The organism is Mycobacterium sp. Panama NTM2 (assembly GCF_054355555.1).
On sequence record NZ_CM135953.1, the window covers coordinates 5,297,888 to 5,324,430 of the forward strand.

Here is a 26,543-nt window from a genome sequence, read left to right on the forward strand (position 1 = left end):
CTTTCGTCAGTCCTTCCCGGACGCCTGTTGCCCGTAGCCGGACAGCAGCCTCCCGACCTCGGCGATCTCGGCGTCGTCGAGGATCCGCACCGGCGCCCCGGTCGCCATCGCCCGCAGCTGCACGTCGCACACGTACTCGAGGTAGGGCACCAGATTCAGAACCTTGGGCAGTGCCGCACCGGCCAGCACGGCGCCGTGGTTGCCCATCAGCGCTGCGGTGCGGTCCCGCAGTGCAGCGATGACGTTGTCGGCCAGCTGCTGGGTGCCGAAGGTGGCGTACGGGGCGACGCGAACGGGGCCGCCGAACAGCGCCGAATAGTAGTGCGACGCAGGGACTTCGTCGACGACGGTGGACAACGCCGTCGAAGCCGGCGCGTGGGTGTGCACGACGGCCGTGTGCGCTGTTGAGCGGTACACCGCCAGGTGCAGGGCCAGCTCGCTCGACGGCGCGAGCACGGCGTCCACGGCGTTGCCGTCCAGGTCGTGGATGCCGACATCGCGCGCCGACATCGCCTCGTAGTCGACCCCGCTGGGTGAGATGACAACGATGTCGTCGACCCGGATCGACACGTTTCCTGCGGTGCCGACGACCAGGCCCGAGCGGCTGAGGTACTGGCAGGCGTCGACGACCTGCTGCCGCTGCTCTTCGAATTTCATGGTTCGAGAATGTATTTCGATCCGCGGCCGGCGGCCATGTCCTCCAGGCTGGGCACCAGGTCCGACAGCGGCCGACGCTCGGTCACCAGCATCGAGCCGTCCACCTTGCGGCTGGACAGCAACTCGACGGCGGTACGGACGTAGTTCGGCGTGTGGTGGAAGACCCCCTTGAGGGTGTATTCCTCGTAGTGCATGGCGCTGGAGTCGACGGAAAACGCTGCGCCAGCCGGTGTTCCGCCGAACAGCACCGCTGTCGCGCCGGGCCGCAGCGTACGCACGGTCTGCTCCCACACCTGAGGCAGGCCGACGGCTTCGATGCCGACGTCGGCGCCGCGGCCATGGGGGGTGTGTCGTTTGATCAGCGCGACGCGGTCCTCGAAGTCAGTCACCTCGGACAGGTCGATGGTGTCGACGGCGCCGGCCCGCAACGCCTGTTGCAGCCGCCACGGCGACTGGTCGACGGAGATGACGTTGGCCCCCCGCAGTGTGGCCAGCCGCACGAACATCAGCCCGATCGGGCCCGCCCCGTGCACCACGACCGTGTCGCCGAGTTCGATCCCCGTTTCGGCCATCCCGTGCACCACCGTGGCCAGCGGCTCGAGTGGCGCCGCGTCGGCGAAATCGAGATCGTCGGGCAGCGTGTAGGTGTTCCTGGCCACGATCGCGGCCGGGATCACCACTTCCTCGGCGAAGGCGCCGTTGAGGAATTCCAAGTTCTCGCAGAGGCTTTCGCGATGGCGGATACACGCCCAGCAGTAACCGCATGGCACGGTGTTGGCGGCGGTGACGCGGTCGCCGACCGCGAACGTGTCGACACCGTCACCGACCGCCGTGACGACGCCGGCGAACTCATGGCCGAACCGCGACGGCAGGGTCGGGAACAGCTTGGGGTGGCCGCGGCGGTACGACTTGAGGTCGGTGCCGCACGTCGCGGCGGCGCGCACCTCGACGAGGATCTCTCCCGGTCCGGGCTCGGTGGAGCCGATGTCCTCCAGCCTCAACTCGCCGGGACCGTAGAACATGGCGGCTCTCACGCGGGATTCTCCTTCGACAGCTGGTGCAGAGGTGTTTCGTGCAAGGTGTGCAACAGATCTCGGGTCTGCTGGTAGATCCGCTCATAGAGGGTGCGCAGCCGGCGGTAGGCAGCGGCCGCGTCCGGGCGCGGAGCCACCACGGCGTCGGTGACGCTCACCGCCGCCGCGGCTGCCGGCAGCGACTCGTAGGCGCCGACCGCCGTCAGCGCGATCGCGGCCGCGCCGAGCGCACTGACCTCGCCGGTCGCGCACACCTGCAGCGGCCGATCGAAGACGTCCGCCAGTATCTGCGTCCACAGCGGACTGCGCGCCCCGCCGCCGGTCGCCCGGATCACCTCGACGCGTTCGCCGCGCGCGGCCTCGAGTCCATCGAGCTGCAGGCGCAGTTCGAGTGCGATGCCCTCCAGCAGGGAGCGATAAAAGTGCGCGCGGGTGTGACATCCCTGCCAGCCCAACGTCACTCCCGAGGCCTGCCCGTCCCAGTGCGGAGTCTGCGCGCCGTTCCAGTACGGCAGCGTGACCAGCCGTTCACTGCCGATCGGCAGCGCCGCGGCCGCCTGCTCGAGCGCGGGATCCGGTGCGCCGACCAGACCGGGGTCACCGAACTCACGGCGGAACCAGGTCGACAGGTAGGTGCCCGAGGAGCTGAATGTCTCCACGGTGCACTGCCCCGGCATCGCCGAGATCATCGATCGGTACGCCCGTGCCGGAACGTAGGACATCGTCTCGCTGCCGATCACGACGGCCGTCCCGAGCACCAGGTAGGCCGCCCCCGGATCGGTCACCCCGAGGCCGATGCCGCCGGCCTGACCGTCGCCGGTGCCCGCGATCACCGCGACGTCGCGGCGCACGCCCCACCTGTCGGCGATGTCCGGGAGCACTGTGGCGATCGTGGTTCCGCTCGTGACCAATTCGGGCATCTGATCCCGCCGCACCCCCGCGACATCGAGCAGCTCGTCGCTGTAGTCGCCGGTGCTCTGGTCGATCACGGCCAGCGGATCGACCGACGCGGTGCTGGACACCCAGCGACCGGTCATGGCGTGCACCAGATAGGTGTGCACGTCGGCGACGCGGTGACAGCGCGCCATCGTGTCGGGTTCGTGGTCGCGCAGCCACAGCAGCTTGTAGAGCCCCGGGGTGATGTCGGCGGGCTTGCCCGACAACAGTTCCACGCGCTCGGTGCCGTAGGCACGGACCTCGGCCTCGGCGCGGCCGTCGAGCCACAGGATGGCCGGCCGTATCGGCACGCCGGCGCTGTCGAGGCAGACGAAGCTCTCCCGCTGATGGGTCACGCAGATCGCTGCCACCGTGCTGCGATCCGAAATCTGTTGCAGCGCAGCTGTGATCGCCGCATCGGTGGCAGTCCACCATTGGCGGCTGTCCTGCTCGAACCAGTGCGGGACCGGACTGCGTGTATCCAGCGCCTGGCTCGCCGAACCCACCACCCGGCCCGTGGCGTCGACCACGATCGCCTTCGCGGCGGTGGTCGAGCAATCGACCGCGATGACCAGCGGCGCCGTCGGGGAACTCACGGCCGGGCCACCAGGACGTTCACTCCGGCGTCGGCGAGACGACGGTGCTCGTCGGGGTCGATTCCGGCGTCGACGACGACGACGTCGAAGTCCGTCAGGTCGCAGACCCGATGAATGGCGCGGCGGGCGAATTTGGTGTGGTCGACCAGCAGCACGCGCAGCTCGGCGCCGTCCATGAAGGCGCGCTTGAGTTGCGCTGCGGCGCTGGAGGGATGAAAGCACCTGCCGCGCGAGAGCGCCGGCACCGACATGAACAGCACGTCGTAGTGCACGTCGTTCAACGCCCTGGTGGCCTGCGGGCCGAGGAAGGAGGAGAACTCGGGGACGAAGTCGCCGCCGATCGCGTTCAGATGGACCCGCGGGTCGGTCGCGAGGTCGTTGATCGCGGGCAGGAAGTTGGTGAACACGGTGAGCGGCAGGTGCGGGGCGAGCAACGGCACGACGTGCAGTGCGGTGGTGCTGTCGTCGAGTGCCACGGCCGTCATGTCGACACGGTCGGTGGCCCAGCCCACGGCGGCTCTGGCCACCGCCTGCTTTTCGTCGAGGTTCAGCATGCGGCGGAGCCCGACGTTGCGTTCGAACGCCTCACTGGGCGGCGCCTCGGCTCCCGAACGCACCTTGCGCACCATGCCGACCTGGTGAAGGTGGTCGAGGTCGCGGTGGATGGTCATGGTGCTGACGCCGAATTGGTCAGCCAGCTCGTCGATCCGGGCGGTGCCCTTGGCGCGGACGAACTGAGCGATCTCGGCGCGGCGGGAGGCGTTGCCGGTGGCGCGCGCAGGCGGCATCGCTGTCACCGCACCTCCTCGCAGGCCACGACTTCTCAGGAAACATCACAAAGCTAACAACTATGTTGTGACATCTGCAAGGAGGTGGCTGCTCGTCAGTTCGGTAGCTGATAGTCCATCGGCGGACCGCCGCCGTTCGCCGAGTCGCGATCGGCGATCGCGGTGGCCACCAAAACGCCGTCGCGGACGGCACCGACCACGACGACGTGCTGGGCGGGTCGCACCGTCGTCGATCCCGGGGGAAGCACGCGTGCGGTGTCCGGCGTGATGGCGAACGTCGTGGTCTTCCCGTCGGCATCCACGGTGGTCAGCGAGTGAGGTGACACGGCGGTCACCTGCCCGGCACGCTGGACGTCCTGGGTGACGGCAACGGGCGCCACCGGCTGCGGCATCGAAACGGTCGCCGGCTGTGCGCCGTCGGGCCCGGCGACGGCGAGCAGCCATCCCGCCATTCCACCGGCCACGATCATCGAGAGCAGGCCCCACCGCGGACCGGCGTGCGCCGGTGCGGTGGAGCGTCGATGCCTGCCGTGCAGGTGTGTCGTGACCATCGAGCACGGGCTACCCGGCGCGCCCCCGGCAGAAACACCGGCGTCGGCTCATCGCCACGCGAACACGGGCTGTTCCAGCTGGTCGACGGGATCGGCCCGGCCTTCCAGCCCCAGCCACCTCAGCTGCAGCAGCACGGCTCCGGTCGGGGCGTGGATCAGGTCATTGCCCAGCGGGATCTGTACCACCGGGCGCGGGCTCTCCGGGATCGTCACGAACCGCGGCGAGTCTGCCCTCAACAGCTGGTGAAGTCCCACCCGATACACCGCGACCACCTCGTCGGGCGCCGGGCGCAGGTCGAGCCGGCCACCGCCCCAGACCACGACGGGGGTGATGACGTACCCCGAGCGGGTCGGATAGTCGTCGAGCAGTCCGAGCACCGCGTCGTCCGGCAGCGCCACGCCGACCTCCTCGTCGAGCTCGCGCAACGCCGCGTCGACCGCCGTCTCCCCCGGGTCCAACCGACCTCCGGGCAACGCCCACTGAGCGGCGTGAGTCGACAGACGAGATGCCCTGCGGCACAGCAGGAAAGCCGCACCACCGGACACATCGACCATGCGGCCGTCCAAGTTCTCGGGCATCGGCCGCCCGGCGATCCAGTCGTCCACCGGAGCCGGATCCACCCGGTCCTCTCCGACCACGGAGTCGACCAGCACCACGGCCACGGCAGCGCGGCGCTTGTCAGGATCGGTGACGATGCGCCGCCGATGCCCGATCAGGTTGTCCCTGATGCGGTCCCGCAGCGCGTCGTCATAGCCCAGGGTCACCGCTCGACAGTAGCCCCGGCGACGGTTGAGGCCGGTGGTGACGGGTATGTCGGCCGACCATGACCAGTGTCCTGACCCGACAGAAGCGTGACCACACCGAACTCGATCGACTACTGCACGAGATCGAAGCCACCTCGGGAGCGGACCGGCAGGACGCGCTGAATCGGCTGTGCCGGCTGGTGTTCCCGCACGCATTCGCCGAGGAATCGGTGCTGTGGCCGGTTGTGCGCCGCGTTCTCCCCGACGGAGCCGAGCTCACCCTGACCATCGAGCAGGAACACCAGCAGATCAACGAGCTGTTCACCCAGCTGGAGAAGCACCCGCCGGATAGCGCAGAACACCGCGAATTGTGGTCCCGGATCGTGCCCCTGCTGCGTGAAGACGTCCGCGACGAAGAAGACGTCCTGTTCCCCAAGTTGGCGGCGGCGCTGTCGACCCGGCAGCTCGCTGCGCTCGGCCTGGCATGGGAAGCGGTCCGGCGCACCGCACCGACGCGTGCCCATCCCGTCGTCGCGCGCCGCCCACCCGGCAATGTGCTCGCGGCAGCGCCGCTGACCACGATCGACCGGCTCCGCGACCGGTTGGATGGTGCCGCGCGCAGTGGGTCGGGCACTCCTGCCGTCGTGGCCGAGCGGCTGTCCGGCGGACTGGCCCGCACCGCCGGGGTGATCGAGCACGCCCCGCCCCTGACCCGCGGCGAGGATCCCAGCACGGAGGCATCTCGATGACCGTCACCGACCAGGCCCAGTTCGACCGTCTCGCAGCGCAATTCGCCGAACAACTCGCCGCGGTGCAGGATTGCACGACCACCCGCTACGTGCGAGCCGACTGGGCACAGCGCAACGCGGACCTGGCCCGCTTCCTGCTGCCGGTACCACCGTGGGATTTTCTGCGTCACCCGGCCATCCGCTATCAGATGTTCGTCGGCGAACGCCTCCTCCCCGAGGAACTCCCCTACGTTCTGGCACATCTCGACGATGTGGAGCTGCTGGCCGAGGACCCGGTGGGCATGCCGCCGACGGTGGCTGTGCCGGACACCTCTGTCCTGACGTCGTCGAACACCGTCCACCAATTGCATCACCTGGCGCGCTATCAGGGGACCACCGGCCGAAGCCTCCGCGACGTGGACACCGTCGTCGAATGGGGTGGAGGATTCGGTAGCCTGGCCCGTCTGCTGGTCCGCTGGCATGGCAGCGGACCGACCGTGGTGTTGATCGACACGCCGGTCTTCTCCGCGCTGCAGTGGCTCTACTTGAGCGCCACCATCGGCGCGGACCGGGTTGTGCTGCATCAGAGTGCCCCGGTCGCTCTGAGCCGCGGCAAGGTCAACGTGGTCCCGATCGGCCTGGTGCCCGACGTGGACGTCACCGCCGATCTGTTCATCTCGATGTGGGCCTTGAACGAGAGCACGTCCGCGGCGCAGCGCGACGTCGTCCAGCGCGAGTGGTTCAGCGCCGAACACCTGCTCCTGGCGATGCACGCCGGGGACCCGTTCGCCGAGACCGTGCGCTCCCACGGGGCCCGCGACGAGTTGCTGGGCACGTTCATGCCCGGTCAGGAGTACCTGATCAGGTAGGGCTACCGCCCGAAGACCAGCGACACGTTGTGACCGCCGAATCCCAGCGTGTTGGACACCGCGTAGCGGTAGTCGCCGGAGCGGCGTTCACCGGCGACCACATCCAGATCGATGTCGGGGTCGGGAGTGTCGTGGTTCAACGTCGGAGCCAACACCCCGTCCCGCAGCGACTGCACGGCCAGTGCAGCGGCCACCGCGCCCGAGGCGCCCATCGAGTGGCCGAGTGCGGCCTTGGGGGCGGTCACGGCGGGCCTGTGGTTTCCCAGGACGGCGTGCAGCGCGCGGGCCTCGGCGAGGTCACCGACGCGCGTGCCGGCAGCGTGGGCGATCACCGCGTCCACATCGCCCGGGTCAACGCCGGCGAGCTCCAGCGCCCGGCTCAACGCCGCGGCGGCCAGCTGCCCGTGGGGTTCCGGCTCGATCAGGTCGACGGTGTCCGAGGTGGTGCCCACGCCGAGCAGCCGACCCAGGATGGTCGCCCCGCGTGCCCTGGCGTGCTCCTCGGTTTCGAGCAGCAGCAGCGCCCCGCCCTCACCGAACACCATGCCGTCGCGGTCCTTGTCGAACGGGCGGCACGCGCCCCCCGGGTCGTCGTTGCGATGCGACAGCAGGCCCATGTTGTCGAAGGCGGCGATGGGCAGCGGTTCGATCCGCTGCTCCACCCCGCCACAGATCGCGACGTCGGCCTCGCCCAGCGTGATCAGCCGCCAGGCCTCGGCGATGGCTGCCGCCCCAGACGCATCGCCGCTGGTGGGGGCGATGACGCCGGCCTTGGCGTGCCGGTCCAGGCCCACGGCGGCAGCCGGCGCGTTGGGCATGTGCATCTGAACCGCCAGCGGAGAGATCGCGCGAAGTCCGCGAGACTTGAACTCCTCGTATCCCGTCCACAGGTCCATCGTCGAGCCGTACGCGTGGCTCACCGACACCAGCAGGCGCCGGGTGTCGACCTCGGGTGCACCCGCGGCCTCCCAGAGCCGGCGGCTCAGCAGCAGGGCCATCTTCTGCGTGTAGGACAGGCGGCGGACCTCCACCCGGCTGAGCTGAGGATCGAGCTCCTCGCGGATCAACCCACCGATGGTCACCGGCAACGGGAACTCGTCGATGAGACGGTCGGCGATGGAGCCGATCCCGCTCTTGCCGTTGAGCAGCGCGGCCCACGATTCCTCGGCGTCAGCGGCCAGCGCCGTCGTCGCGGCCAACGCCGTCACCACGACGGCCGGCCGGTGAGCTGTGGCTGTCATCTCGTCCGATTCCCCTCGACCCGTCGGAATGTCACCAAAGATTCTCTAACGAGACGTGCAGGCAACGTCAAGGCAGCCCCTGCCGAAGGGCGTGCGCGACTGGTGAGACGCCGCCGGCGCGACACCCTGTGGGGGTCGCGCCGACGGGTTGCAAGCGTGCATGATCAGCTGATGCCGACCACGTCCTGAGCGATGGCGGCCAGGCGGGTCTGCGCGGCGGACACGACGCGCTGACGATTCTTGTGCGCCTCCTCGTAGGCCACGATCACGCGGATGTCGGAGGCCTCGGTCAGCTCCTTGACCGCGGCCACCGCATCGGTCTGGTTGAGCTCGTCGTACTCGGCGATCGGCAACTCGTCGCTGTCCAGGACACCGGCGGCGCCGCGCGCGGCGTGGATCACGTCGGCGACGTCCTGCGCACCCTGCTCACGCGTGATGCGCTCGGCGGCCTCCAGTGCGGAGTTCCGTGCTCCGGCGAACGCCTTCGCGGCGATCTCGCCGCTGCGGGCCCCGCGGTCGACGATGCCGCCAACCGCCGGACGCACAGAGCGCACCGCTTCCACGGCCCGGTCGGCACGTTCCACCGACCAGGTGAACGGCAGGTTCAGCAGCTTGACCGTAAGCCCCGCCGCGGCCTGCAGGGGGGTGCGGCGCAGCGCCGCCGGACCGCCGAGCGCATCCTCGGCGAGCACGGTGGTCAGCCAGTCGACGGTCGCCGAGTGGGCGGTGATCAGGCGGTCAGCCAGCTCCTCGACGTCCTTGTGCTTGGCGGCGACGGCCAGGGCCTTGACGTAACGAGAGCGGTCCAGGAGCTGATCCTCGAGCGCGAGGTCGCCCAGCAGCGCCTCGTCGAACGGCTCCGCCTGCTCGGTGAGCGCCTTCACCGCGGCAGCGGCGCGGCCCAGGAACGGCCCGATGACATCGGGGAAGCCGCCGAGGTCGCGGATCGCGGCCTCGATCTGCTCGGCGCGCGCCCGGCCGTTCTCGGCGTTCTGCGTCAGCTCGCGTCGCACCGCGTCGGTGCGCGCCTGCACGATGCGGGTCTCGGCGACCTGGATCTCGGTGTTCGTCAGATCGAGCAGCGTACGAAGCTGGGCGATCAGCGTGGCGGTGATGGATTCGGTGGTGACGGTGGTGGCCATGTGTCGTACACACTCCTTCGGGAGTCGGCTTCTTCTTCGGTCGCTGGCACTGGTGTGCGCCTGTTTCGTGGGCTACCCAGCGATCGGGGGGTCTGACAGCTGCGCTGCCGAAATGTGAAAAAGGCAGCACCAGGTGTGATCAAGACCCCCAAGTGGGTACGCGCGCACACCGTTTGGCGCGATGCCAGGGGGGTATGTCGCAGCCGTGATGCCGACGATGGTTCAACCCCTGCTGCCCGAACCGCGCGGGCCGATCTCGCTGTCCGTGATCGAGCTGCTGGCCGAGCGGGCACCCCTGCGCTACCTGACGAAAGTCGAGACGTCGCTGGCCGACGCCGATCCCGCGGGCATCGATCTGCAGCTGGCGCTCTACCTCTGCTATGAACTGCACTACCGAGGGTTCGCGGGAGTGGACGCCGGATGGGAGTGGAACCCCGGGCTGCTGTATCTCCGCGGTCGCCTGGAGGATCTCTTCCTGTCCGACGTCCACCGCGGCGTCGAAGACATCGAGCTCGGAACCAGCGCGCTCGCTGAGCTGGACGCTCTCTGCACCGAACCCGTCGGTGGCACGGGCCCGTCCTACTATCTGCGTGACAGCGGCACCTGGGATCAGATGCGGGAGTACTTCGCTCACCGCTCGCTGTACCACCTCAAAGAAGGCGATCCGCATGCGTGGGCGATCCCACGCCTGACCGGACAGGCCAAGGCGTCGTTCGTGGCCGTCGAGTTCGACGAGTTCGGTGCGGGCAAGGGGCCCAGATTGCATCAGCAGCTGTTCGCCGACCTGATGGCGGCCGCCGGGCTGGACACGACCTACCTCGGCTACCTCGCCGACGTCCCGGCGCAATCGCTGGCCGTCGTGAATCTGATGTCGATGTTCGGCCTGCACCGACGGTGGCGCGGCGCTGCCGTCGGCCACTTCGCAGCCACGGAGGTGACGTCGCCCCCCGGGTCCAAGCGCATGGTGGCCGCGCTGGAGCGCATGGGCGCACCCGAAGAGTGCGCGGCCTTCTACCGCGAACACATCGAAGCAGACGCGGTACACGAACAGGTCGTCCGCACCGATGTGGTCGGTGACCTGGTGGCCCGCGAGCCCGAGCTGGACGCGGACGTGGTCTTCGGCATCCGGGCCTTCGACCTCGTTGAGGGCCGCCTCGCCGATCACCTCATGGAAAGCTGGACCGCGGGGCGGAGCTCACTCCGCCGCACCCTGGACTGAATCCGCCTCCGCCGCCGCCGGGCGTTGCCGGCGGCGGTGGCTGGTGTCGCAGAGCGGATACGTCTTCGACCGCCGGCAGGCGCAGATGGCCACCATGAATCTGTCCGATTCCACCACCGCACCGTCCGGGAGTTCCACGCGCACAGGGCCTTCGATCATCACGGGCCCACCCGGCACGACGCGTACGGTACGCGGGGTTTGGTCACTCACGGTGCATCCGCGCGGATCACGACGATGCGTTCCATCGTGCAGCCCTGCGGGAGCAGGCCCACACCCATCAGCCACTGCGCACGCGCGGTCATCACCGGACCGAACGGAATGAGTTGCTGCGCAACGATGTCCGCCGTCATGCCCTGATGGCGCAGCGCGGCGAGCGTCCGATCGGCGTCCGAGCATTCCGAGTGCACGATGAGCATCGTGCCACCCTCGGCGAGCAGCAGCGGCGCTGCGGCGCACATGGGGTCGAGCACCAGACGCCCGTCGGCGCCGGCGTTCCATGCCTGCGCAGGTCCGGCGTCCACCGGGATCTCGTCTGTGTCGTCGATCGGTGCCTGCGGAACGTAGGGCGGATTGGCCAGCACCAGGTCGAAGGGGCCGAATTCGACTGCGCGCGCCCAGGACCCGCGATGGACCGACAGGTCGGCACCCGCGGTCAGCGCGCTGCGTCGCGCGTGGTCGACGGCTTTCGGGCAGATGTCGAACGCCGTCACCTCGGCCGCACCGGCTGCGGCGGCGGCCAGAGCGACCACACCGCTGCCGGTGCACAGATCGGCCACCTTGGCTCCGGGGGCAAGCCCGGCCGCCACCATCGCGTCGATCAGCAGCTGCGAATCTTCCTGTGGCGGATAAACTCCGGTCGGGGTGGCGCCTAAATCCGTGTATGCGGTGGTCACGTGTCCCTGATGCCCCCTCTCCAACCGGCCAAACCCCTGTTTGTCTGACCACGCCGCGGGAATCCCGCCCGCGGCGGTCGATCCGGCCGGCCCTACCACCTCAGAGAGGCTCCCCATGACCATCTGCGCGACGTGCGGCAACGACTACGACAAGGCATTCACGGTGACCTGGCCGGACGGTCGTTCTGCGACGTTCGACAGCGTCGAATGCGCCGCGATGCAACTCGCGCCGGAATGCGGACATTGCGGGTGCCGAATCCTCGGTCATGGCATCGAGACCGACGAGGGCATCTTCTGCTGCGCCCATTGCGCCCGCAAAGACACCAACGCCGACGTCAACGACCGCTATCCGGTGCCTGCGGGGGCGTGAGGCGTCAGAGCCGACCCACGGCGTACGCCGCTCCCTCGTTGACCATCCCGTTGACCGGGTACAGGGCGTGCGCCACGGTCGGGCCACCGTCAGGCGCGCCGGAGCAGATCGTGTCACCCTGCGCGCACAGCTGGAGGGTCTTGTCCGCATACCGCGGACCGATCGTGATGGCAGGTGCGCCGTAGCGCTCCAGGAACGGCCCTGAGGGCGTGCCGAACAGCACGACGGCGGCGACATGGTCGGCCACCTCCGGTGGCATCGGGCGCGGCGCGATGGCGGTGGGCACCATGTCGGGCACGACATCGATGTCGTGAAGCCGGTCACCAGAGCGCCCTGGGAGTAGCCACCGAGCACCATCCGGGTGTTCGGGCAGTTCGCCGCCATCGACTCCACGTGGTCGGCTTCGTCGCGGATGCCGTCGATCACGGTCTGCGCGATCTCGGTGCGCGCTGCGAAATTGTTCGACGCGGCGTAGTCCACCGCGTACACGCCCACCGTCCGAGGTGCCGCCTGCGCGCGCACCGCGTCCACGAAGGCCTGCCCGACGCCCCCGACACCGGGTTGCTCACTGGTCCCGCGCGCGAACACCACCTCGACGTCCGGACATCCTTGGGCGGCTGCGGTGGGTGCGGCGGCGCCGGCGGACACCGCGGCGGCACCCGCGATCAACGAGGCGGCGACTCGCGCCAGCCGGCGTCTTTGGGTGGAGGGTGTCATGGGGGCTTCCTCTCTCGGGCTGACGCGCGGAGAGCAGCGCCAGTCCATCAGTACCCCCGCGTTTGCTGGCCAAACGATCGGGTGCGGGACGCACACTCGCGTCGGTTACCGTCGACCCATGTCTGACACATCGGCCGACCCGACCTCTGAGGACCGCATCGACGACGTCGCCCCCGGTGACATCATCACCGCCGATCGTGGAGACGGGGAGCGGCAGTACAAGGTCGTCCACGTCGCCGCCGGCGACACCGGGTACGTGGTCACGCTCGAAGACGACGGCGACGGCGAGACGTTCCAGCTCGAGTTCGCCGCGGGCACCCGCGTCACCCGGTTTCTGGAGTCCAAGTGGGAGTCGGCGCAGAGCCCGACCCCGCACACCGACGGGACCGAGTCGGCCTGAGCCACTCGGGGGTTCGATCGTCGGGCACTGGGTAACCGCCAGCGGAGCCGACGAAAGGATGCCACTATGCCGAACGAACTCCAGGGTCGCAGGATCGCCTTTCTGGCCACCGATGGCGTGGAGAAGGTCGAACTCGAGCGGCCCCGCGATGCGGTCACCGAGGCCGGCGGTCGCGCCGAACTCCTGTCGATCACAGAGGGCGAGATCGACGCGCGCAATCACGATCTCGAACCGGCGGGCACCTTCTCGGTCGACCGGATGGTGAGCGACGCCGGCGTCGATGAGTACGACGCGCTGGTAATTCCCGGCGGCACGGTCAACGGTGACAAGCTGCGCCTCGACGATGCGGCCGTCGCATTCGTCGGTCAGTTCGTCCGCTCCGGCAAGCCGGTCGCCGCGATCTGTCACGGACCGTGGGTCCTGCTGGAAGCCGGCGTCGCCAAGGACCGCACTCTCACCTCGTATCCCAGCTTGCGCACCGATCTGCGCAACGCAGGCGCGACGGTCGTCGACCAGGAGGTCTGCATCGACGGCAACCTGATCACCAGCCGGTCCCCCGACGACCTGCCCGCGTTCTGCCAGGCCATCACCGACCAGTTCGCGGCGACGCCCGCCCACACCTGAGGCGGGGTGACCGCGCCGCAGGCACTCGGGCACTCTGCGTAGTCTCGCGGTCGTGGCGCGTGAGCTCATCGTCCTCGGCACCGCCAGCCAGGTGCCGACCCGGCGGCGAAATCACAACGGTTATCTCCTGCGCTGGGACGACGAGAGCATTCTCTTCGACCCGGGCGAGGGAACGCAGCGGCAGATGGTGTACGCAGGAGTCTCAGTGAGCCGTCTGACTCGCCTGTGTCTCAGCCACTTTCACGGCGATCACTGCCTGGGTTTACCGGGGGTCGTCGCGCGTCTCTCGCTGGACGGCGTGCGCAGCCCCGTCGACGCCCACTTCCCGGCATCGGGCAGTCGGTTCTTCGACCGGCTACGGCACGCCAGTGAGTTCCATGACGTCACCGACATCCGGCCACACCCGATCGATGCCGACGGGCTGATAGCGAGCGGATCGTTCGGGGAGCTGCACGCCCACCGGCTGGATCACTCGGTCGATGCGTTCGGTTACCGGCTCGTCGAGCCCGACGGGTATCGCTTCGATCGGACGGCGTTGAGCGCGTACGGGATCGGTGGTCCCTCGGTCGGCGAACTGCAGCGTGCCGGAGTGCTCGAGGTGGCCGGCCGAACCGTCCGACTGTCCGACGTCACGGCGCCCCGCCGGGGACAGCGGTTCGCCTTCGTGATGGACACTCGGCTCTGCGACGCGGTCTATGGGCTCGCCGAGGGTGCCGACCCGTTGGTCATGGAGGCGACGTTCCTCGACAGCGACGCCCGACTGGCCCGCGACTACGGACACCTGACCGCCCGGCAGGCCGCGACAGTGGCCGCCGAGTGCGGGGTGCGGCGGCTTGTGCTCACGCATTTCTCGCAGCGGTATCCCGACACCGAACGACATCGCGCCGAGGCGGCCGAGGTCTACTCCGGTGATCTGGTGATCGCGCAGGACCTGATGAAGGTCGATGTGCCCCGGCGACAGTCCATGTCGGAACAGTGACCTCTTGATCCCCGCGCGCATGGCTCACCCCCGCGCGGGTAGGCCGAACTCATGCATGAGCTGACGAAACACTTCATCGACGCGCTGGGCCGTCTCCACGAAGGCCGTGATGTGGAGCCATTGGTCGAGTTGTTCTCCGACGACGCGACCCTGACCAAGGCGGGTCTCCCCCACCAACAACGCGGCGCCGATGGTGCGCGCACTTTCTGGACGCAATACCGCGACGTGTTCGGCGACCTGTCGTCGGACTTCACCCATACCGTCACCGATGACGGCATCGCCTACCTGGAGTGGAGCTCGACCGGGACGCTGCGCGACGGTACCGACTTCAGCTACGACGGAGTGAGCGTGCTCGAGGGCGACGACCAGACCATCACCGCGTTCCGCACCTACTACGACACGGCGGCGTTCCTGCACGCGGAGAAGCGCGGGGAGTGAGCCTTACAGTGGCGCCATGAGCCTGGTCACCTACGAGCTCGACGATCACGTCGCCACGATCACGCTGAACCGCCCGGAGGCGGGCAACGCCATCAACGGTGCACTCCGACAAGAACTCAATGCGGCGTGGAACCGGTTTCGCGACGACGAGGACGCCTGGGTGGGCATCCTGACCGCCACCGGCCGGGTGTTCTGCGCCGGAGCCGACCTCAAGGACGGCGAGGGTGCAGTGGGGACGTTCGGCGGCACGTTCTGGGAAAAGCCGACCATCAACTCCTTCGAGAGCGGCATGGAGCTGTTCAAACCGACGATCGCGGCGGTTCAGGGACCGTGCGTGGGTTACGGTCTCACCGGAGTTCTGTTCTGCGACTTCGTGATCGCGAGCACCGGAGCGACATTCGCGTTTCCCGAGGTGACGATCGGCGTGCCCACGATCGTCGGTGCCATCCGGCTTCCGCAACGGCTGCGGTGGGCCGATGCGATGGAGCTGCTGCTGACGGGCCAGCCGATGACGGCCGAGCGGGCCAAGGACGTGGGGCTGGTGTGGAAGCTGGTGGAGCCCGACGAGTTGCTTCCCGCGGCACGGGAGTGGGCTCACACCCTGACTGCGGCTGCGCCGCTGGCGCAGCGGGCCACCAAGGAAGTGGCCTGGCGCACCGCCGACATGGGGTGGATCGAATCCGTGCGCTTCGGCGAGGTGATGCGCAAGGTGGCGGGTGCGACAGCGGATGTGGCAGAAGGTATTTCGGCGTGGCGCGAGAAGCGCCGCCCGCAGTGGAAGGCCCGCTGAAAGGTCAGGACGGGCGGGGCCGGCCGGTCAGATTTCGGATCGTCGCGATCTCAGCCGGCCGGTAGGGCGCTCCGTCACGGGTGAGCAGATCGTGGAACCATGGCGTCGGTTCGGTGGTGTACGGCCGATCCCACGAATCCCACGGGTAGTAGGTCTGCGTCTTACCCGCCACCAGGCCCCACGCGAACGCTCCGACGTTGCGACGCTTGGTGATCGGCAGGATGTTCTCGACCGTGCAGTCCAGCGATCTCGCCATGTACTCGGTGCACAACAGCGGGCGACGGGTGAACGCGAGCTCGCTGATGCGGGCGTCGAACCCGGCCGGGTCGTCGTAGCTGTGGAACGAGACGACGTCGGACTGATCGAGCTGGATGCTCGCGATCTCACTGCGCAGCCGGGCGTCGGCCCACGGCCCGTCCCACACGCCGCTGGTCAGCGGATGGATGGTCCCGACAGAACGTGCCCACCGGAACACCTGGGGCAGCAGGTCGGCGACGAGTGCGACTTTGTCGGCGCGTTCGGTGTCCCGGTACTGCTTGGCGGGGTTGTCGGGTTCGTTCCACAGATCCCACCCGAGGATGCGACGGTCGCCGCGGAAGCGGGTGAGCACACCGACGACGTAGTCGTGGAGCACGCGCTTGTAGCGCCGGTCGTCGAGATTCTCCGCCCCGGGGCTCTGCACCCAGCGGGAGTTGTGGATGCCGGGTCGTGGGGCGGCCTGCCTGCCGAGGGCGGGCAGCGGATCCCAGCAGGAGTCGAACAGGACGAACAGCGGCCGTATGCCGTTGCGTGAGGCGATGTCGACGACGTGACCGATGCGCCGCAGGAAGCCGGTCGGATCCTGTATCCACAGGAGGTCGTGCAGGAACACCCGCACGGTGTTCATCCCGGCCAGCCGCGCCAGCCGTAGCTCGGCGTCGATGCGCAGCGGATCGAACGTCCCGGGCTGGAACATCTCCAACTGGTTGACCGCGTTGCCGGCGATGTAGTTGGCGCCCACCAGCCAGTCCTGTTCCTGATACCAGCGGCCGGCCCGGTCGAGCGACCAGGGCCCGTCGTCGGCCGACGCACGGGGCACCGGCGTCAGTGTCATCGCCGCCGCAGCGACCACGGAGGCCTTGAGCGCGGTGCGGCGCCCCAGGGCACCTCCGGGGGCGGAGCTGACCTGTGCGGTCGGGCGGGTCAACGCATCATCCTTCGACAGGGGATTGGACCAGGAACAAGAACGGAGCCGAACACGGACCGGCCGCCCAGTGTATCGATCCGGGCCGACCGCCTGTTACGCCGAAAACCATGCCGCACTGGCGATTTCGCTCACTGGACAGGATGGGCGGTCAATGCTGGTAACGCGCCTGTGCTATGCAGATCGGGTGACGCTCGCGCGCGATGACCCCAAGAGAGACGACGCGGCGGGCCGGCGCGCCCGCGGCGCGCTGGGGCTGATGTTCGACCGTGTCTTCGGCGCGCTGTTCTGGGGGAAGATCTTCTCGGTCGTCGCGGTGTGGACGCACGGCATCGTCGCGGCGATCGTCATTTATGACGCCACCGGCTCGGCGCTGATGGTCGGCATGGTGGGCGTCGCACAATTCGGGCCGCAGCTTTTGCTCACCCCGACCAGCGGCAAGTGGGCCGACACCGGGAATCCGATTCGCCAGATCCTGCTCGGGCGGCTTTTCTGCGCAGCGGGCTCCGGTGTGGTGGCTGCGTGGCTGTTCACCGCGCCGTCGGCACGCGACATGTCGGCGGCGGTCGCCGTGCTGCTGGGCTCGCTGCTCGTCGGTTTCGGATTCGCCGTCGGTGGGCCGGCGATGCAGTCGATCGTGCCCAGCCTGATCCGGGAGGGCGAACTGTCCACGGCCATGGCTCTCAACAGCATGCCGATGACGATCGGCCGCATCCTGGGTCCCGCCGCCGGCGCCTACCTGGCCGCTCACCTTGGGCCGGCGTCCGCCTTCGCGGCGAGCGCGGGTCTGCACCTCGTGTTCGCGGCGCTTCTGATCGTGGTGCGGTTCCCGGTCCCGCCTGCGCGCCGCTCGGGCGCCGACTACCGGGTACGGGTCGCGGTCCGCTACGTCTTGGGTGATCGCCGGTTGCTGCTGGCCCTCCTCGCGGTGACGGTGGTCGGCGTCGCGTCGGACTCGTCGATCACCCTCACCCCGTCGGTGGCCGCTTCGCTCGGCGGGGACGCCCGGATGGTCGGCATGCTGTCGGCGGTATTCGGGGTCGGCGCCGCGGTCGGGATGGCACTGCTGGCGGTGCTGCGTGGCCGCATCGGTGCCGATCTCGTGTCCTGGCTCGGCCTGTGGGCTCTGACGGCCGGCTGCGCGGTGTTGGCGCTCGGCTCCGTGTTCGCCGTGGCCGTGGCCGGGTTCGCGCTGGCAGGCATCGGCTTCGGGTGGGCCATGACCGGGCTCGGCACAGTCGTACAGGAGCAGGCCCCCGAAGAGCTTCGCGGCCGCATCATGGCCCTGTGGCTGGTGGGTTTCCTCGGCTCACGCCCCTTGGCGGCCGCCGTGCTGGGCGGCACCGCCGACGCGGTCGGTGTCTACGCAGCGTTCGGGGTCGCCGCCGTGCTATGCGGCGTCGTCGTCGTGCTGTGCAGGCCCGGTCGCATGGCCGACCAGCCGCAGGGCGACAGCTAGCCGCAGCGGGCGCGGAAGTCGACCGAGGGTTGCCGGATCGCGCGCAACGAGTCGCCGACGTCCGGTCGGCCGGCGATGTAGCTCTCGACCGCCGTCTTCATCTCGTCGCGGCTCTTGCCCCGCAAGCTGGTGAAGAAGTCGTTCACGTCCGGGTGGGTGAACAGGTAGGCAGACGTCGAAGCGGTGACCCCGGCCATCACGCCGGCCAGATCGGCGGCCGTGCAATTCGGCGGGGGTGGCGGGGCGGGCTGTGCGGACGCCGGGACCGCGACGGTCAGCAGTGCCGCTGCCGGCGCGATCGCCGCGAGGGCGGCACGGGTGAGGAGAGTGCTCATGGTGCTCCTGTCGTTGTCAGTTGCGGCCGGGCGTGAAGATGATCGAGAGCCCGCCGTCGTTGCAGTACCAGTCGTATTCGCAGGGGTACGGCCACGCGGGTCCGGTGTCGAGCGTCCCAGGACCCTGCCCGTTGTCGGTGCCGCGCACGCTGCCCTGCGAGCAGACCGTGGTGCCGTTGGAGCTCACACACTCCGCAGCGGCCGGCGCTGCGACCGCCAGCGCACCCGCGACCACGGCCGTCGGCCCGCACAACAGCGCGGCGGATCGCCGCCTAGACACAGCCGCTCACGGTGACCCGACGGCCGACGCTGGCGCAGACGTTCACGTTCGGCGGCGGGGGCGGCGGGGGCGGGGGCGGGGGCGCCGCGTAGTCCTCGGGCAGCGGCGCGTAGGCCCCGGGTGGCGGTACCCACGGTGCGACCGCGTCGGCGACGTTGCCGCAACCGCTCACCGAGACGAAGCGGCCGCCGACGCTGCCGCACACGTCGGCCGACGCAGCAGGCGCACAGACCACGCCGCTCAGCAACGTCGCACCCAGTCCGGCCAACACGCCGACGCGGCGATGACTCAGCAGGCAGTTCATACGTGAGATTCTGACGCTGCTGTCAGCCTTCGTCCACGTTTCGCGCGCATCGGTGACGTAGTGCCCTTCGGCTACCGTGCGGATGGCAGACATGCGCACCGGGAGGGTCGATGACCGAGTCCACCACCGCGGACGCCGCCCCGTCGCGCGAAGGCGCACTCGACCTGTATCGGTCCGCGGCGGTGCTGCTCGTCGTGATCGGGCACTGGCTGCTGTCGGTGATGACGTACCGCGACGGCTCCTTCGGTCGGGACAACCCGCTCGTGCTGATGCCGTTCACCCAGTGGATCACGTGGTTCTTCCAGGTGGTTCCCGTGTTCTTCGCCGTCGCCGGATACGCCAGTGCGGCATCGTGGGAGAGACTGCCCGGGCAGGCGGGCACCGCGGCCAGGCAACAGTGGATCCGTCGCCGGGTGGCCCGCACGTTGGGGCCCACCGGCGTCTACGCGGGATTCATCGTGGTCGTGATGGCGATCCTGCTGGCGCTGGGCATCAGCGGCTCCGTGCTGGAGCTGGGCGGGTGGGCCGTCGCGATGCACCTGTGGTTTCTCGCCGTGTACCTGATGGTGGTCGCGCTGACCCCGGTGGCGGTCGCCGCGCACCGGCGTTGGGGGTTGCGGGTGCCGCTGGTCCTCGGGATCTGCCTGGTGCTGGTCGACATCGTGGGCATCGCGACCGACCACGCCGAGGTCCGGATGGCGAACTATTTCTTCTGCTGGGCAGCGATCTACCAGCTCGGCATCGCTTTCCACGACGGCCGACTGAGCAGGCGCGTGCTGCTCGGCACCGCGGCGATCGCCGCACTGGCCCTGCCCGCGCTGGTGACCTGGGGCCCCTATCCGACCGCGATGATCGGCGTGCCGGGTGATCGCGTGGAGAACAGCGCGCCGCCGTCGGCGGCCCTGCTGGCCTTGGCCCTGGTCCAGATCGGCGTGCTGTTCGCTCTCGTGCCGGTTCTGAACCGGGTGCTGGCACGCGGGGTATGGCCGCGCGTGATCGCCGTCGCCAACCAGAACGTGATGGCGCTGTACCTGTGGCACATGCTGCCCGTGATCATCGTGACCCTCGTCGGCTACCCCAGCGGGCTGCTGCCGCAACCGCCGCTCGGTTCGGGCGCGTGGTGGCTGGCTCGTCTGGAATGGGAAGTGGTGCTCGCAGTGGTGGCCGCTGCTCTGCTCGCGTTGTTGCACTGGCAACGCCGGTTCGTCGCGGCCGCGCTGCCGACGGTCACGGTCCCGGTGCCGGGCGCGCTCGCGGAGGCGACGCTGTACGCGGGGACTGCGGCGTGCGCGGTGGCCCTGGCGTTGCTGTCTGCACAGGGCTTCGCGCCCGGTGGTCGCCTCCCGGTGACGGCCGCGGCGCTGTTCGTCGGGGGCGCACTGCTGGTGGCCGTGCGCCCCCGCGACCGGATTCAGTCCCGGTCGGCGTCGGGCAGCCCCTCCGGCGGCGGCGTCGCGTAGGCGGGGTTGGCCGGCGGCACGTCGTGCTCGGAATCGGGGCCGGCGTCGTTCGGGTCGTCGGGCGTGGTCATCGCTGCTGCTCCTGATCTTCGGCCACCACGTCGCGCTCGTGCTGGGTGCGCCGGGCCAATTCGTCGTCGTCGAGATGTTTGGGCGTCTTGGCGTGTTCGCGGCGATCGGGATGAGCCTCCTCGGTGGGCGTCAGAACGGCGTCGAGGTCCTCGGGGTCACCGGTGCTGGATGTCATGGCCAACGCGGTACCCGCTTTCGCCCGAGCCACGCCTGCGGTGACGGCGCTCACTGTTCGCGAACTCACACGTCAGCGAGTTGATTTACGTGGAATTAACACGGGAGCATGTCGAGTTGTGCCTGCTGGGCGGGCGATCCTCGCCCACAGGCCACACCCCCAGCACCCCGGCACCCCGGGGAACCGAAAAAGGAGTACACGCACCATGTCTGTCGCGCAGTTCCGCGCCAACCTCAAGCTCGCCAGGGATCGGCGTCGCCTGTACGCGCGGATCCGTTCACTGCCGGATTCGTCCATCCGCGACGAACTGGTGGCCGTCGCCGAACGGTACGAATCCGCGCAGAGCTGACGCCCGCAGAGCAAAGCCGGTGACCTCGGGGTCACCGGCTTTTTTGGTGGTCGTCCATGGTGACGTCCCTGGCCGCCCACAGTGCCGAGACGGCCTGCGGAACCAGCGCCCGCGCAAGCACGGCCATCGCCACCGTCCATGACCCGGTCACGTCGTGCAAGGCACCGATGGCGACCGGGCCGACCGCCGCCACGCCGTAGCCGACGCTCTGTGCCATGCCCGACACCTGGCCGGTCTGGTCGGTCGAGGTGCTGCGCAGCACCATGAACAGCAGCGCGAGGCTGATCGAAGCGCCTGGTCCGGCCATCACCAGCATCGTCCACAGCGTCGGCGCCGACGTCGTCGTCAACAGGCCGACGAAGCCCACGGCGGTCAGCCCCAGCGCGCCCAGGGTGACCGCCCGCTGATCGGTGAACCTGCCCGCCACGATCGGCGCCAGCAGGGACATCACCAGCCCGGCCACCTGACCGAGGGCCAGCACGGCGCCGGCGCTGCTGGCGTTCATGCCCCGGTCCACCAGGAACTCCGGCAGCCAGGCGGTGAAGGTGTAGAAGATCAACGACTGCGCCGCCATGAATGCGGTGACAGCCCATGCGATCGGGTTGCGCCACAGCGACGTGGCCGGACGCCCGGCACGGATCCGGTGCACGCGGCGCAGTTGCGGTGTCCAGATGACCAGGGCAACCGCCGCGAACACACCCCAACTGGCGAGCGCGAGCCGCCAGTTGCCACCCAGCGCTCCGTCGATGGGAATGGTCAGTGCCGCGGCCGCCGCGGCGCCACCCGACAGCGTCATCGAGTACAGGCCGGTCATCAGCCCGGAGTGGTGCACGAAGTCACGCTTGATCAGCGACGGCAGCACGACGTTGCAGACGCCGATGCCCACACCCGCCAACGCGGAACCGGCGAACAACGCCCCCGGGGTGGGCAGGAGCCGAAACGCGCTGGCGGCGACCAGGACCGCCATCGCCGCGAAGACGGTGCGTTCGATACCGAAGCGCGCCGCGCACCGGGGTGCGAGCGGCGAGACGAGGCCGAACACCAGCACCGGCAGGGTCGTGAGGAGACCCGTGACCCCGCTTCCCCATCCGGTTGCCGCCTTGATGTCCCCGACCAGCGGCGCCACCGCCACCACGGCAGGCCGCAGATTCGCCGCGACGAGCATGATCGCGAGAGCGGACAGAATCGTCACAAGTCCCGATCGCGGCCGATGATGCGTTACCGTCGAGGTATCAGCTGTCGCGCCGGGGGCGGTGCTCACTTCTTGGCTCACTTCGTCCAGGGTGGTCCGACCGCTGCAGCCAAGGCAAATCGCTGAACCGCCGCACCGGCGTAGAGTGACCAACGACATCGAATGGGGGTTGACGTGCGGGAGAACGCCACCCCCGAGCTGGATGCCCCTGCTGCCGAGCTCACCTGGTCCACCACCTGGGACCACGTTCCCCATCCCGTGATCGTGGTGAACGCCGAGGGCACGGTGCGCGCCTGTAGTCCCGCGGCGCTGGCACTGTTGCCCGCCGCGACGCCCGGCGCATCGCTTCCCGACTGCGCCCCCGCCTGGCTGACTGCCGCCCACGTCGAGCTGCCTCTCACCGCCACCGGCGACGTCGCCGGCTGCGACGTGGAGGCGCGTCCGACGAAGCTCCCCGACGGTGCCGTCGCCTGGTGGTTGTTCACCGACAACGACCGGGCCCTGCGGCAGGCCCAGGACGCGGTCGGCCGCGAACGTGACCGGGCCGCATTCCTCGACGAGGCCTCCACGGAGCTGATGGCGTCGCTGAACGTCGAACGCTGCATGGAAGCGACGGTGCGGATGGCGGCGCGCCACCTCGCCGACGCCGCGGTGGTCGTGGCGCCCGCGACACGTCGACAGATCTCGCTGGTGTGCGCAGGTCCCGACGGCACCGTCGTCCGGCGCAGCGTCGACGGCGGGCCCGAGCTGGTTCCCGGCCTCGCGGAGGCTCTGCGCGGCTTCCCGCCGGTGCCGTCGCGGTGGATCGATCCGGCCACGGTGCCCGAATGGCTCATTCCGGCGGGCTTCTCCGGTCCCGTCGGCTCCATCGTGATCACCCCGCTGCCCGGCCACGGCGTGCCGGCAGGCGCACTGGTGCTGCTGCGGCAGACCTCGCAGATGGCGTTCAGCGACGGCGAGGAGGTGTTCGCTCGCCTCTTCGCGGCCCGCGCCGGTACAGCCCTGTCCGCTGCCCGCCTGTACGGCGAGCAGGCTGCGATCACCCGCACCCTGATGCGTGACCTGCTGCCCCCGCAACTGCACCGCTTCCATGGCATCAAGTTGGCAGGCGGCTACCGCGCCTCGGAGGACGACCACCTCATCAGCGGTGACTTCTACGACGTCCACCCAGCGGCGAACCCGGAGGACGAGACGCTGGTCGTGCTCGGCGACGTCTGCGACAAGGGTCTGGAGGCCGCGCTGGTCACCGGCAAGATCCGCAACACCCTGCAGGCGCTCGCGCCGCTGGCCGACGACCACGCCGGCGTGCTGCGGTTGCTCAACAGCGCGCTGCTGTCCGCCGAGCACACGAAGTTCGCGACGTTGGTGCTGGCGTCGGTGAGCCGCCGCGACGGGCAGGTGGCCCTGCGCCTGACCAGCGCGGGACACCTGGCGCCGCTGATCGTGCGTGCTGACGGGCGGGTGGAGGAAGCCGATACGCGCGGCACGCTGGTCGGCGCGCTGCCCGAGATCAAGTCGTCCACCTTTCTGACCACTCTGGCGCCGGGTGAGACCTGTCTGCTCTTCACCGACGGGGTGACAGAGGCACACGGCGGGCCGACCGGTACGGAGATGTTCGGGGAGCCGCGGCTGACCGCCGCCCTGCGCGAGTGCGCCGGCATGCCCGCCGAGGCCGTCGTCGAGCGCATCATGATGCTCACCTCCCAGTGGGTGAAGGGCCGCCCCCACGACGACATCGCCGTGGTGGCGATCACCTCGCCCCGCCGCACCCACCTCAGTGCGGTCGACGGGCACACCGCGGGCAGGTACACGGCGTCCGCATGAGCACCACCATCGACAGGCTCTGGGCCGCACTCCTCGACGGTGACGAATACGCCGCCGCCACAACGATTCTCGAGGCCGCCGACGCGGGTGTGCCCTGCGAGGAGCTCCTGCTCGAGGTGATCGCGCCCGTGCAGCGGCGAGTGGGCACGGAGTGGGCGGCCAACCGGATCACCGTGGTGCAGGAGCACGTCGCCACCGCGATCAACGACCGGGTGATCGCGGCCCTGGCCCACCACGCCGCATGCCGGTCGACGGAGACGACGATGGGCCGGGTGACCGTCGCGTGCGTGGACGGCGAGTGGCACGCGCTGCCTGCCCGGCTGCTCGCCGAGGTGCTGCGCCTGCGCGGCTGGCAGGTCGACTTCCTCGGCGCCCAGGTGCCCACCCCCCATCTGATCGCGCATCTGCACCAGCACGGTCCCGACGCGGTGGCGCTGTCCTGCATGATCCCGACCCGCCTGCCCACCGCGCATGCCGCGATCACGGCATGCCAGGCCGCGGGGGTTCCGGTCCTCGCCGGTGGCGCCGGCTTCGGCACGGACGGTCGCTTCGCATCGCAGTTGGGGGCCGACGCATGGGCACCCGATGCCAGGACCGCGGCCGTGCTGCTGGCCGACGGCGTCCCGCGCCGCACGCCGTGCGCGCCACATCAACCCATCAACGATCTGCCGCACCTGGCCGACCAGGAGTACACGATGGTCAGCACCACGGCCGGCAACCTGGTCGCGACGACGGTGACCGAGCTGGAGACCCGGTTTCCCGCGATGCGCGACTACACCGAGCAGCAGCGGCAGCACACCACCGAGGACATCGCGCACATCGTCGACTTCCTGGCGACCGCGCTGTACCTCGACGACGATGCCCTGTTCACCGATTTCGTCACCTGGACCGCCGAGATCCTGACCGCCCGTGGGGTGCCCGCGGCGTCGCTGCATCCCGCACTCGACGCACTGGCCGCCCACCTGTCCGAGTTCCCCCGTACCCAGCGCCTCCTCGCCGCGGCACACCGTGCCCTCGGCAGGGCCCCGATCGACCAGGCAGCATCTGCATGAACCTCACGCTGAGCACCGACATCGACGGCACCTCCGCCAGGTTGACCGTGACCGGCGACCTCGATTACGGGAGCACGGCCACGCTCGTGTCGGCCGTGTGCGATGTGCTGGCCGGTTCATCCGCGGTCACCGACCTGCGCCTCGACTTCGCCGGTCTGACGTTCTGCGATTCCGCCGGACTGTCCGGGCTGCTGCTCGTGCACCGCAAGACCTCCGCCGCCGGGGTACATCTGCACCTCGACCACCGCCCACCCCAACTGCAGCGGCTGTTGGACATCACCGGTGTGCTGGACCACCTCACCACCCGGCCCACCCGCGAGGCGGCGAGCGAATCCCGCAGCGTCTGAGACCGCGTGCCCGAGGGTGACACCGTCTACGCGCTGGCCCGCCGGCTCGACGCCGCCCTGACAGACCGGACACTGGTCCGCGGAGAGCTGCGCGTGCCGGCGCACGCCACCGACGACCTCGCCGGCCGTACCGTGATCGCCCATGTGACCCACGGCAAGCATCTGCTGACCCGGTTGTCGGGTGCCGTCACCCTGCACACGCACCTGCGGATGTCGGGGTCGTGGACGGTGTCGAACGCCGGGCGGTGGCTGCCGCGGTCGGTGATGCCCGACGTCCGGGTGCTGCTCCGTACCGACGGGCCCGCCGCCTACGGCGTGAAGCTGCCCGTGGTCGAGCTGGTGCGCACGGCCGACGAGGCGCGGTGTATCGGCCACCTCGGACCCGACCCGCTGCGTCAGGACTGGGATCTCGGCGAGGCGGTGCGTCGCCTCGGCGCAGATCGGCAGCGACCGCTCGTCGCCGCACTGTTGGATCAGCGGTGCGTGGCCGGGTTCGGCAATCTGTGGGCCAACGAGCTGTGCTTCCTGCGTGGTCATGATCCGTGGACCCCGGTCGGTCAGGTCGACACCACCGCGTTGCTGGAGCTGGGGGCGCGAGCGCTGCGCCACTCCGCGACCGTGCCGGGCGCGATGCAGGTGACGACCGGGGTGCGACGCAAAGGGGAGCAGCACTGGGTGGCCGGCCGGGCCGGTCGGCCCTGCCTGCGCTGCGGGACGACGATCCGGGTGGTCGCCGAAGCAGCGAACGACCCCGAGCGCCGCCGCACCTGGTGGTGCCCGACCTGTCAGCGATGA

At 69.6% G+C, this 26,543-nt stretch carries 32 protein-coding genes and 1 pseudogene; 16 read left to right on the top strand and 17 right to left on the bottom strand.

The features are described from left to right. Positions 1–6 precede the first annotated feature (6 nt). From ACXYX3_RS25415 to ACXYX3_RS25440, 6 genes are all read right to left on the bottom strand, one after another. The gene (locus tag ACXYX3_RS25415) at positions 7–657 is read right to left on the bottom strand and encodes a class II aldolase/adducin family protein (RefSeq protein ID WP_458609491.1); all 651 of its coding nucleotides are present in this window, start codon (positions 655–657) and stop codon (positions 7–9) included. Then, the gene (locus ACXYX3_RS25420; protein WP_241204528.1) at positions 654–1,691 is read right to left on the bottom strand and encodes a zinc-dependent alcohol dehydrogenase; all 1,038 of its coding nucleotides are present in this window, start codon (positions 1,689–1,691) and stop codon (positions 654–656) included. The genes ACXYX3_RS25415 and ACXYX3_RS25420 overlap by 4 nt, the downstream gene beginning before the upstream one ends. Beyond that, positions 1,688–3,223: a xylulokinase gene (locus tag ACXYX3_RS25425; RefSeq protein WP_458609492.1), complete on the bottom strand. Its 1,536-nt coding sequence runs from the start codon at positions 3,221–3,223 to the stop codon at positions 1,688–1,690. Before ACXYX3_RS25425 ends, ACXYX3_RS25420 begins: the two co-directional genes overlap by 4 nt. Beyond that, the gene (locus ACXYX3_RS25430; protein WP_458612229.1) at positions 3,220–4,011 is read right to left on the bottom strand and encodes a DeoR/GlpR family DNA-binding transcription regulator; all 792 of its coding nucleotides are present in this window, start codon (positions 4,009–4,011) and stop codon (positions 3,220–3,222) included. The genes ACXYX3_RS25425 and ACXYX3_RS25430 overlap by 4 nt, the downstream gene beginning before the upstream one ends. Before the next feature lie 95 nt (positions 4,012–4,106). Next, positions 4,107–4,562, bottom strand: a complete 456-nt coding sequence (locus ACXYX3_RS25435; RefSeq protein WP_458609493.1) for a hypothetical protein — start codon at positions 4,560–4,562, stop codon at positions 4,107–4,109. 48 nt (positions 4,563–4,610) lie between these two features. Further along, positions 4,611–5,327: an NUDIX hydrolase gene (locus ACXYX3_RS25440; RefSeq protein ID WP_458609494.1), complete on the bottom strand. Its 717-nt coding sequence runs from the start codon at positions 5,325–5,327 to the stop codon at positions 4,611–4,613. A gap of 59 nt (positions 5,328–5,386) precedes the next feature. Here ACXYX3_RS25440 and ACXYX3_RS25445 point away from each other — a divergent pair, with 59 nt between their 5' ends. Both ACXYX3_RS25445 and ACXYX3_RS25450 read left to right on the top strand, forming a co-directional pair. Continuing rightward, on the top strand, positions 5,387–6,055 hold the full coding sequence (locus ACXYX3_RS25445) for a hemerythrin domain-containing protein (protein WP_458609495.1): 669 nt from the start codon (positions 5,387–5,389) through the stop codon (positions 6,053–6,055). Further along, positions 6,052–6,903: a class I SAM-dependent methyltransferase gene (locus ACXYX3_RS25450; RefSeq protein WP_458609496.1), complete on the top strand. Its 852-nt coding sequence runs from the start codon at positions 6,052–6,054 to the stop codon at positions 6,901–6,903. The genes ACXYX3_RS25445 and ACXYX3_RS25450 overlap by 4 nt, the downstream gene beginning before the upstream one ends. Before the next feature lie 2 nt (positions 6,904–6,905). On the opposite strand, the gene ACXYX3_RS25455 is transcribed toward ACXYX3_RS25450, so the two are convergent. Together ACXYX3_RS25455 and ACXYX3_RS25460 are read right to left on the bottom strand one after the other, a co-directional pair. After that, a complete protein-coding gene (locus ACXYX3_RS25455; RefSeq protein ID WP_241204522.1) occupies positions 6,906–8,144 on the bottom strand; it encodes a KasA/KasB family beta-ketoacyl-ACP synthase in 1,239 nt (412 codons plus the stop codon). 164 nt (positions 8,145–8,308) lie between these two features. Then, a complete protein-coding gene (locus ACXYX3_RS25460; protein WP_458609497.1) occupies positions 8,309–9,286 on the bottom strand; it encodes a coiled-coil domain-containing protein in 978 nt (325 codons plus the stop codon). Between the two features lie 208 nt (positions 9,287–9,494). On the opposite strand from ACXYX3_RS25460, the gene ACXYX3_RS25465 reads away from it, so the two are divergent. Next, on the top strand, positions 9,495–10,505 hold the full coding sequence (locus ACXYX3_RS25465; RefSeq protein WP_458609498.1) for an iron-containing redox enzyme family protein: 1,011 nt from the start codon (positions 9,495–9,497) through the stop codon (positions 10,503–10,505). Here the strand turns inward: ACXYX3_RS25465 and ACXYX3_RS25470 are convergent. Beyond that, on the bottom strand, positions 10,482–10,715 hold the full coding sequence (locus ACXYX3_RS25470) for a CDGSH iron-sulfur domain-containing protein (RefSeq protein WP_458609499.1): 234 nt from the start codon (positions 10,713–10,715) through the stop codon (positions 10,482–10,484). The two genes, ACXYX3_RS25465 and ACXYX3_RS25470, sit on opposite strands and share 24 nt — an antisense overlap. Continuing rightward, entirely contained in the window at positions 10,712–11,398 is a 687-nt protein-coding gene (locus ACXYX3_RS25475; protein ID WP_458609500.1) for a HemK2/MTQ2 family protein methyltransferase, read from the bottom strand. The genes ACXYX3_RS25470 and ACXYX3_RS25475 overlap by 4 nt, the downstream gene beginning before the upstream one ends. Before the next feature lie 115 nt (positions 11,399–11,513). On the opposite strand from ACXYX3_RS25475, the gene ACXYX3_RS25480 reads away from it, so the two are divergent. Further along, positions 11,514–11,768 (top strand): hypothetical protein, encoded by a 255-nt coding sequence (locus ACXYX3_RS25480; RefSeq protein WP_241204518.1) that lies wholly within the window; start codon positions 11,514–11,516, stop codon positions 11,766–11,768. Positions 11,769–11,772: 4 nt separating this feature from the next. Here the strand turns inward: ACXYX3_RS25480 and ACXYX3_RS25485 are convergent. Then, positions 11,773–12,485, bottom strand: a pseudogene (locus ACXYX3_RS25485) (cutinase family protein). 118 nt (positions 12,486–12,603) lie between these two features. Here ACXYX3_RS25485 and ACXYX3_RS25490 point away from each other — a divergent pair. The 5 genes from ACXYX3_RS25490 to ACXYX3_RS25510 all read left to right on the top strand — a co-directional run bounded on the left by ACXYX3_RS25490 (position 12,604) and on the right by ACXYX3_RS25510 (position 15,716). After that, positions 12,604–12,885, top strand: coding sequence for a hypothetical protein (locus tag ACXYX3_RS25490; RefSeq protein WP_458609501.1), 282 nt, complete (start codon positions 12,604–12,606; stop codon positions 12,883–12,885). Positions 12,886–12,951: 66 nt separating this feature from the next. After that, on the top strand, positions 12,952–13,509 hold the full coding sequence (locus ACXYX3_RS25495) for a type 1 glutamine amidotransferase domain-containing protein (protein ID WP_458609502.1): 558 nt from the start codon (positions 12,952–12,954) through the stop codon (positions 13,507–13,509). A 52-nt stretch (positions 13,510–13,561) separates the two neighbouring features. Continuing rightward, positions 13,562–14,488 (top strand): ribonuclease Z, encoded by a 927-nt coding sequence (locus tag ACXYX3_RS25500; protein ID WP_458609503.1) that lies wholly within the window; start codon positions 13,562–13,564, stop codon positions 14,486–14,488. Between the two features lie 51 nt (positions 14,489–14,539). Continuing rightward, positions 14,540–14,926 (top strand): nuclear transport factor 2 family protein, encoded by a 387-nt coding sequence (locus ACXYX3_RS25505; protein WP_458609504.1) that lies wholly within the window; start codon positions 14,540–14,542, stop codon positions 14,924–14,926. 16 nt (positions 14,927–14,942) lie between these two features. After that, positions 14,943–15,716 (top strand): enoyl-CoA hydratase/isomerase family protein, encoded by a 774-nt coding sequence (locus ACXYX3_RS25510; RefSeq protein WP_458609505.1) that lies wholly within the window; start codon positions 14,943–14,945, stop codon positions 15,714–15,716. A gap of 4 nt (positions 15,717–15,720) precedes the next feature. Here the strand turns inward: ACXYX3_RS25510 and ACXYX3_RS25515 are convergent, their stop codons facing one another. Continuing rightward, a complete protein-coding gene (locus tag ACXYX3_RS25515) occupies positions 15,721–16,857 on the bottom strand; it encodes a glycoside hydrolase 5 family protein (RefSeq protein WP_458612230.1) in 1,137 nt (378 codons plus the stop codon). A gap of 301 nt (positions 16,858–17,158) precedes the next feature. On the opposite strand from ACXYX3_RS25515, the gene ACXYX3_RS25520 reads away from it, so the two are divergent. After that, positions 17,159–18,358 carry an MFS transporter gene (locus ACXYX3_RS25520; protein ID WP_458612231.1) on the top strand — a complete coding sequence of 400 codons (1,200 nt, stop codon included), beginning with the start codon at positions 17,159–17,161 and terminating at the stop codon, positions 18,356–18,358. Here ACXYX3_RS25520 and ACXYX3_RS25525 read toward each other — a convergent pair. The 3 genes from ACXYX3_RS25525 to ACXYX3_RS25535 are packed head-to-tail and all read right to left on the bottom strand — an operon-like array spanning position 18,355 to position 19,277. Further along, positions 18,355–18,693, bottom strand: a complete 339-nt coding sequence (locus tag ACXYX3_RS25525) for a heme-binding protein (RefSeq protein ID WP_241204511.1) — start codon at positions 18,691–18,693, stop codon at positions 18,355–18,357. The genes ACXYX3_RS25520 and ACXYX3_RS25525 overlap by 4 nt on opposite strands. A 16-nt stretch (positions 18,694–18,709) precedes the next feature. After that, entirely contained in the window at positions 18,710–18,973 is a 264-nt protein-coding gene (locus ACXYX3_RS25530; RefSeq protein ID WP_458609506.1) for a hypothetical protein, read from the bottom strand. Further along, complete coding sequence (locus ACXYX3_RS25535; RefSeq protein WP_458609507.1) at positions 18,966–19,277, bottom strand: hypothetical protein; 312 nt, start codon at positions 19,275–19,277, stop codon at positions 18,966–18,968. The genes ACXYX3_RS25530 and ACXYX3_RS25535 overlap by 8 nt, the downstream gene beginning before the upstream one ends. Positions 19,278–19,387: 110 nt before the next feature. Here ACXYX3_RS25535 and ACXYX3_RS25540 point away from each other — a divergent pair, with 110 nt between their 5' ends. Further along, a complete protein-coding gene (locus tag ACXYX3_RS25540) occupies positions 19,388–20,737 on the top strand; it encodes an acyltransferase family protein (RefSeq protein ID WP_458609508.1) in 1,350 nt (449 codons plus the stop codon). 67 nt (positions 20,738–20,804) lie between these two features. On the opposite strand, the gene ACXYX3_RS25545 is transcribed toward ACXYX3_RS25540, so the two are convergent. Then, positions 20,805–20,984, bottom strand: a complete 180-nt coding sequence (locus ACXYX3_RS25545) for a hypothetical protein (protein WP_241204507.1) — start codon at positions 20,982–20,984, stop codon at positions 20,805–20,807. A 205-nt stretch (positions 20,985–21,189) separates the two neighbouring features. Here ACXYX3_RS25545 and ACXYX3_RS25550 point away from each other — a divergent pair, with 205 nt between their 5' ends. Next, positions 21,190–21,333 carry a hypothetical protein gene (locus ACXYX3_RS25550; RefSeq protein ID WP_162938453.1) on the top strand — a complete coding sequence of 48 codons (144 nt, stop codon included), beginning with the start codon at positions 21,190–21,192 and terminating at the stop codon, positions 21,331–21,333. A gap of 31 nt (positions 21,334–21,364) precedes the next feature. On the opposite strand, the gene ACXYX3_RS25555 is transcribed toward ACXYX3_RS25550, so the two are convergent. Then, on the bottom strand, positions 21,365–22,498 hold the full coding sequence (locus ACXYX3_RS25555) for a CynX/NimT family MFS transporter (RefSeq protein ID WP_458612232.1): 1,134 nt from the start codon (positions 22,496–22,498) through the stop codon (positions 21,365–21,367). Between the two features lie 189 nt (positions 22,499–22,687). Here ACXYX3_RS25555 and ACXYX3_RS25560 point away from each other — a divergent pair, with 189 nt between their 5' ends. Genes ACXYX3_RS25560 through ACXYX3_RS25575 form a run of 4 tightly spaced genes read left to right on the top strand, consistent with a single transcriptional unit; the run spans position 22,688 to position 26,543 of the window. After that, positions 22,688–24,349, top strand: coding sequence for a PP2C family protein-serine/threonine phosphatase (locus ACXYX3_RS25560; RefSeq protein ID WP_458609509.1), 1,662 nt, complete (start codon positions 22,688–22,690; stop codon positions 24,347–24,349). Continuing rightward, the gene (locus ACXYX3_RS25565) at positions 24,346–25,401 is read left to right on the top strand and encodes a cobalamin B12-binding domain-containing protein (protein ID WP_458609510.1); all 1,056 of its coding nucleotides are present in this window, start codon (positions 24,346–24,348) and stop codon (positions 25,399–25,401) included. Before ACXYX3_RS25560 ends, ACXYX3_RS25565 begins: the two co-directional genes overlap by 4 nt. Next, positions 25,398–25,748, top strand: a complete 351-nt coding sequence (locus ACXYX3_RS25570) for an STAS domain-containing protein (protein WP_458609511.1) — start codon at positions 25,398–25,400, stop codon at positions 25,746–25,748. The genes ACXYX3_RS25565 and ACXYX3_RS25570 overlap by 4 nt, the downstream gene beginning before the upstream one ends. 6 nt (positions 25,749–25,754) lie before the next feature. After that, positions 25,755–26,543 (top strand): DNA-formamidopyrimidine glycosylase family protein, encoded by a 789-nt coding sequence (locus tag ACXYX3_RS25575; RefSeq protein ID WP_458609512.1) that lies wholly within the window; start codon positions 25,755–25,757, stop codon positions 26,541–26,543.

Bases quoted from the DNA above. Each gene is read 5' to 3' on its own strand.
- ACXYX3_RS25415 (WP_458609491.1), bottom strand. From the start codon at position 657: ATGAAATTCGAAGAGCAGCGGCAGCAGGTCGTCGACGCCTGCCAGTAC.
- ACXYX3_RS25430 (WP_458612229.1), bottom strand. From the start codon at position 4,011: ATGCCGCCTGCGCGCGCCACCGGCAACGCCTCCCGCCGCGCCGAGATC.
- ACXYX3_RS25435 (WP_458609493.1), bottom strand. From the start codon at position 4,562: ATGGTCACGACACACCTGCACGGCAGGCATCGACGCTCCACCGCACCG.
- ACXYX3_RS25445 (WP_458609495.1), top strand. From the start codon at position 5,387: ATGACCAGTGTCCTGACCCGACAGAAGCGTGACCACACCGAACTCGAT.
- ACXYX3_RS25450 (WP_458609496.1), top strand. From the start codon at position 6,052: ATGACCGTCACCGACCAGGCCCAGTTCGACCGTCTCGCAGCGCAATTC.
- ACXYX3_RS25455 (WP_241204522.1), bottom strand. From the start codon at position 8,144: ATGACAGCCACAGCTCACCGGCCGGCCGTCGTGGTGACGGCGTTGGCC.
- ACXYX3_RS25460 (WP_458609497.1), bottom strand. From the start codon at position 9,286: ATGGCCACCACCGTCACCACCGAATCCATCACCGCCACGCTGATCGCC.
- ACXYX3_RS25465 (WP_458609498.1), top strand. From the start codon at position 9,495: ATGCCGACGATGGTTCAACCCCTGCTGCCCGAACCGCGCGGGCCGATC.
- ACXYX3_RS25480 (WP_241204518.1), top strand. From the start codon at position 11,514: ATGACCATCTGCGCGACGTGCGGCAACGACTACGACAAGGCATTCACG.
- ACXYX3_RS25490 (WP_458609501.1), top strand. From the start codon at position 12,604: ATGTCTGACACATCGGCCGACCCGACCTCTGAGGACCGCATCGACGAC.
- ACXYX3_RS25495 (WP_458609502.1), top strand. From the start codon at position 12,952: ATGCCGAACGAACTCCAGGGTCGCAGGATCGCCTTTCTGGCCACCGAT.
- ACXYX3_RS25505 (WP_458609504.1), top strand. From the start codon at position 14,540: ATGCATGAGCTGACGAAACACTTCATCGACGCGCTGGGCCGTCTCCAC.
- ACXYX3_RS25510 (WP_458609505.1), top strand. From the start codon at position 14,943: ATGAGCCTGGTCACCTACGAGCTCGACGATCACGTCGCCACGATCACG.
- ACXYX3_RS25520 (WP_458612231.1), top strand. From the start codon at position 17,159: ATGTTCGACCGTGTCTTCGGCGCGCTGTTCTGGGGGAAGATCTTCTCG.
- ACXYX3_RS25525 (WP_241204511.1), bottom strand. From the start codon at position 18,693: ATGAGCACTCTCCTCACCCGTGCCGCCCTCGCGGCGATCGCGCCGGCA.
- ACXYX3_RS25535 (WP_458609507.1), bottom strand. From the start codon at position 19,277: ATGAACTGCCTGCTGAGTCATCGCCGCGTCGGCGTGTTGGCCGGACTG.
- ACXYX3_RS25540 (WP_458609508.1), top strand. From the start codon at position 19,388: ATGACCGAGTCCACCACCGCGGACGCCGCCCCGTCGCGCGAAGGCGCA.
- ACXYX3_RS25545 (WP_241204507.1), bottom strand. From the start codon at position 20,984: ATGACATCCAGCACCGGTGACCCCGAGGACCTCGACGCCGTTCTGACG.
- ACXYX3_RS25550 (WP_162938453.1), top strand. From the start codon at position 21,190: ATGTCTGTCGCGCAGTTCCGCGCCAACCTCAAGCTCGCCAGGGATCGG.
- ACXYX3_RS25555 (WP_458612232.1), bottom strand. From the start codon at position 22,498: ATGCTCGTCGCGGCGAATCTGCGGCCTGCCGTGGTGGCGGTGGCGCCG.
- ACXYX3_RS25560 (WP_458609509.1), top strand. From the start codon at position 22,688: ATGGGGGTTGACGTGCGGGAGAACGCCACCCCCGAGCTGGATGCCCCT.
- ACXYX3_RS25565 (WP_458609510.1), top strand. From the start codon at position 24,346: ATGAGCACCACCATCGACAGGCTCTGGGCCGCACTCCTCGACGGTGAC.
- ACXYX3_RS25570 (WP_458609511.1), top strand. From the start codon at position 25,398: ATGAACCTCACGCTGAGCACCGACATCGACGGCACCTCCGCCAGGTTG.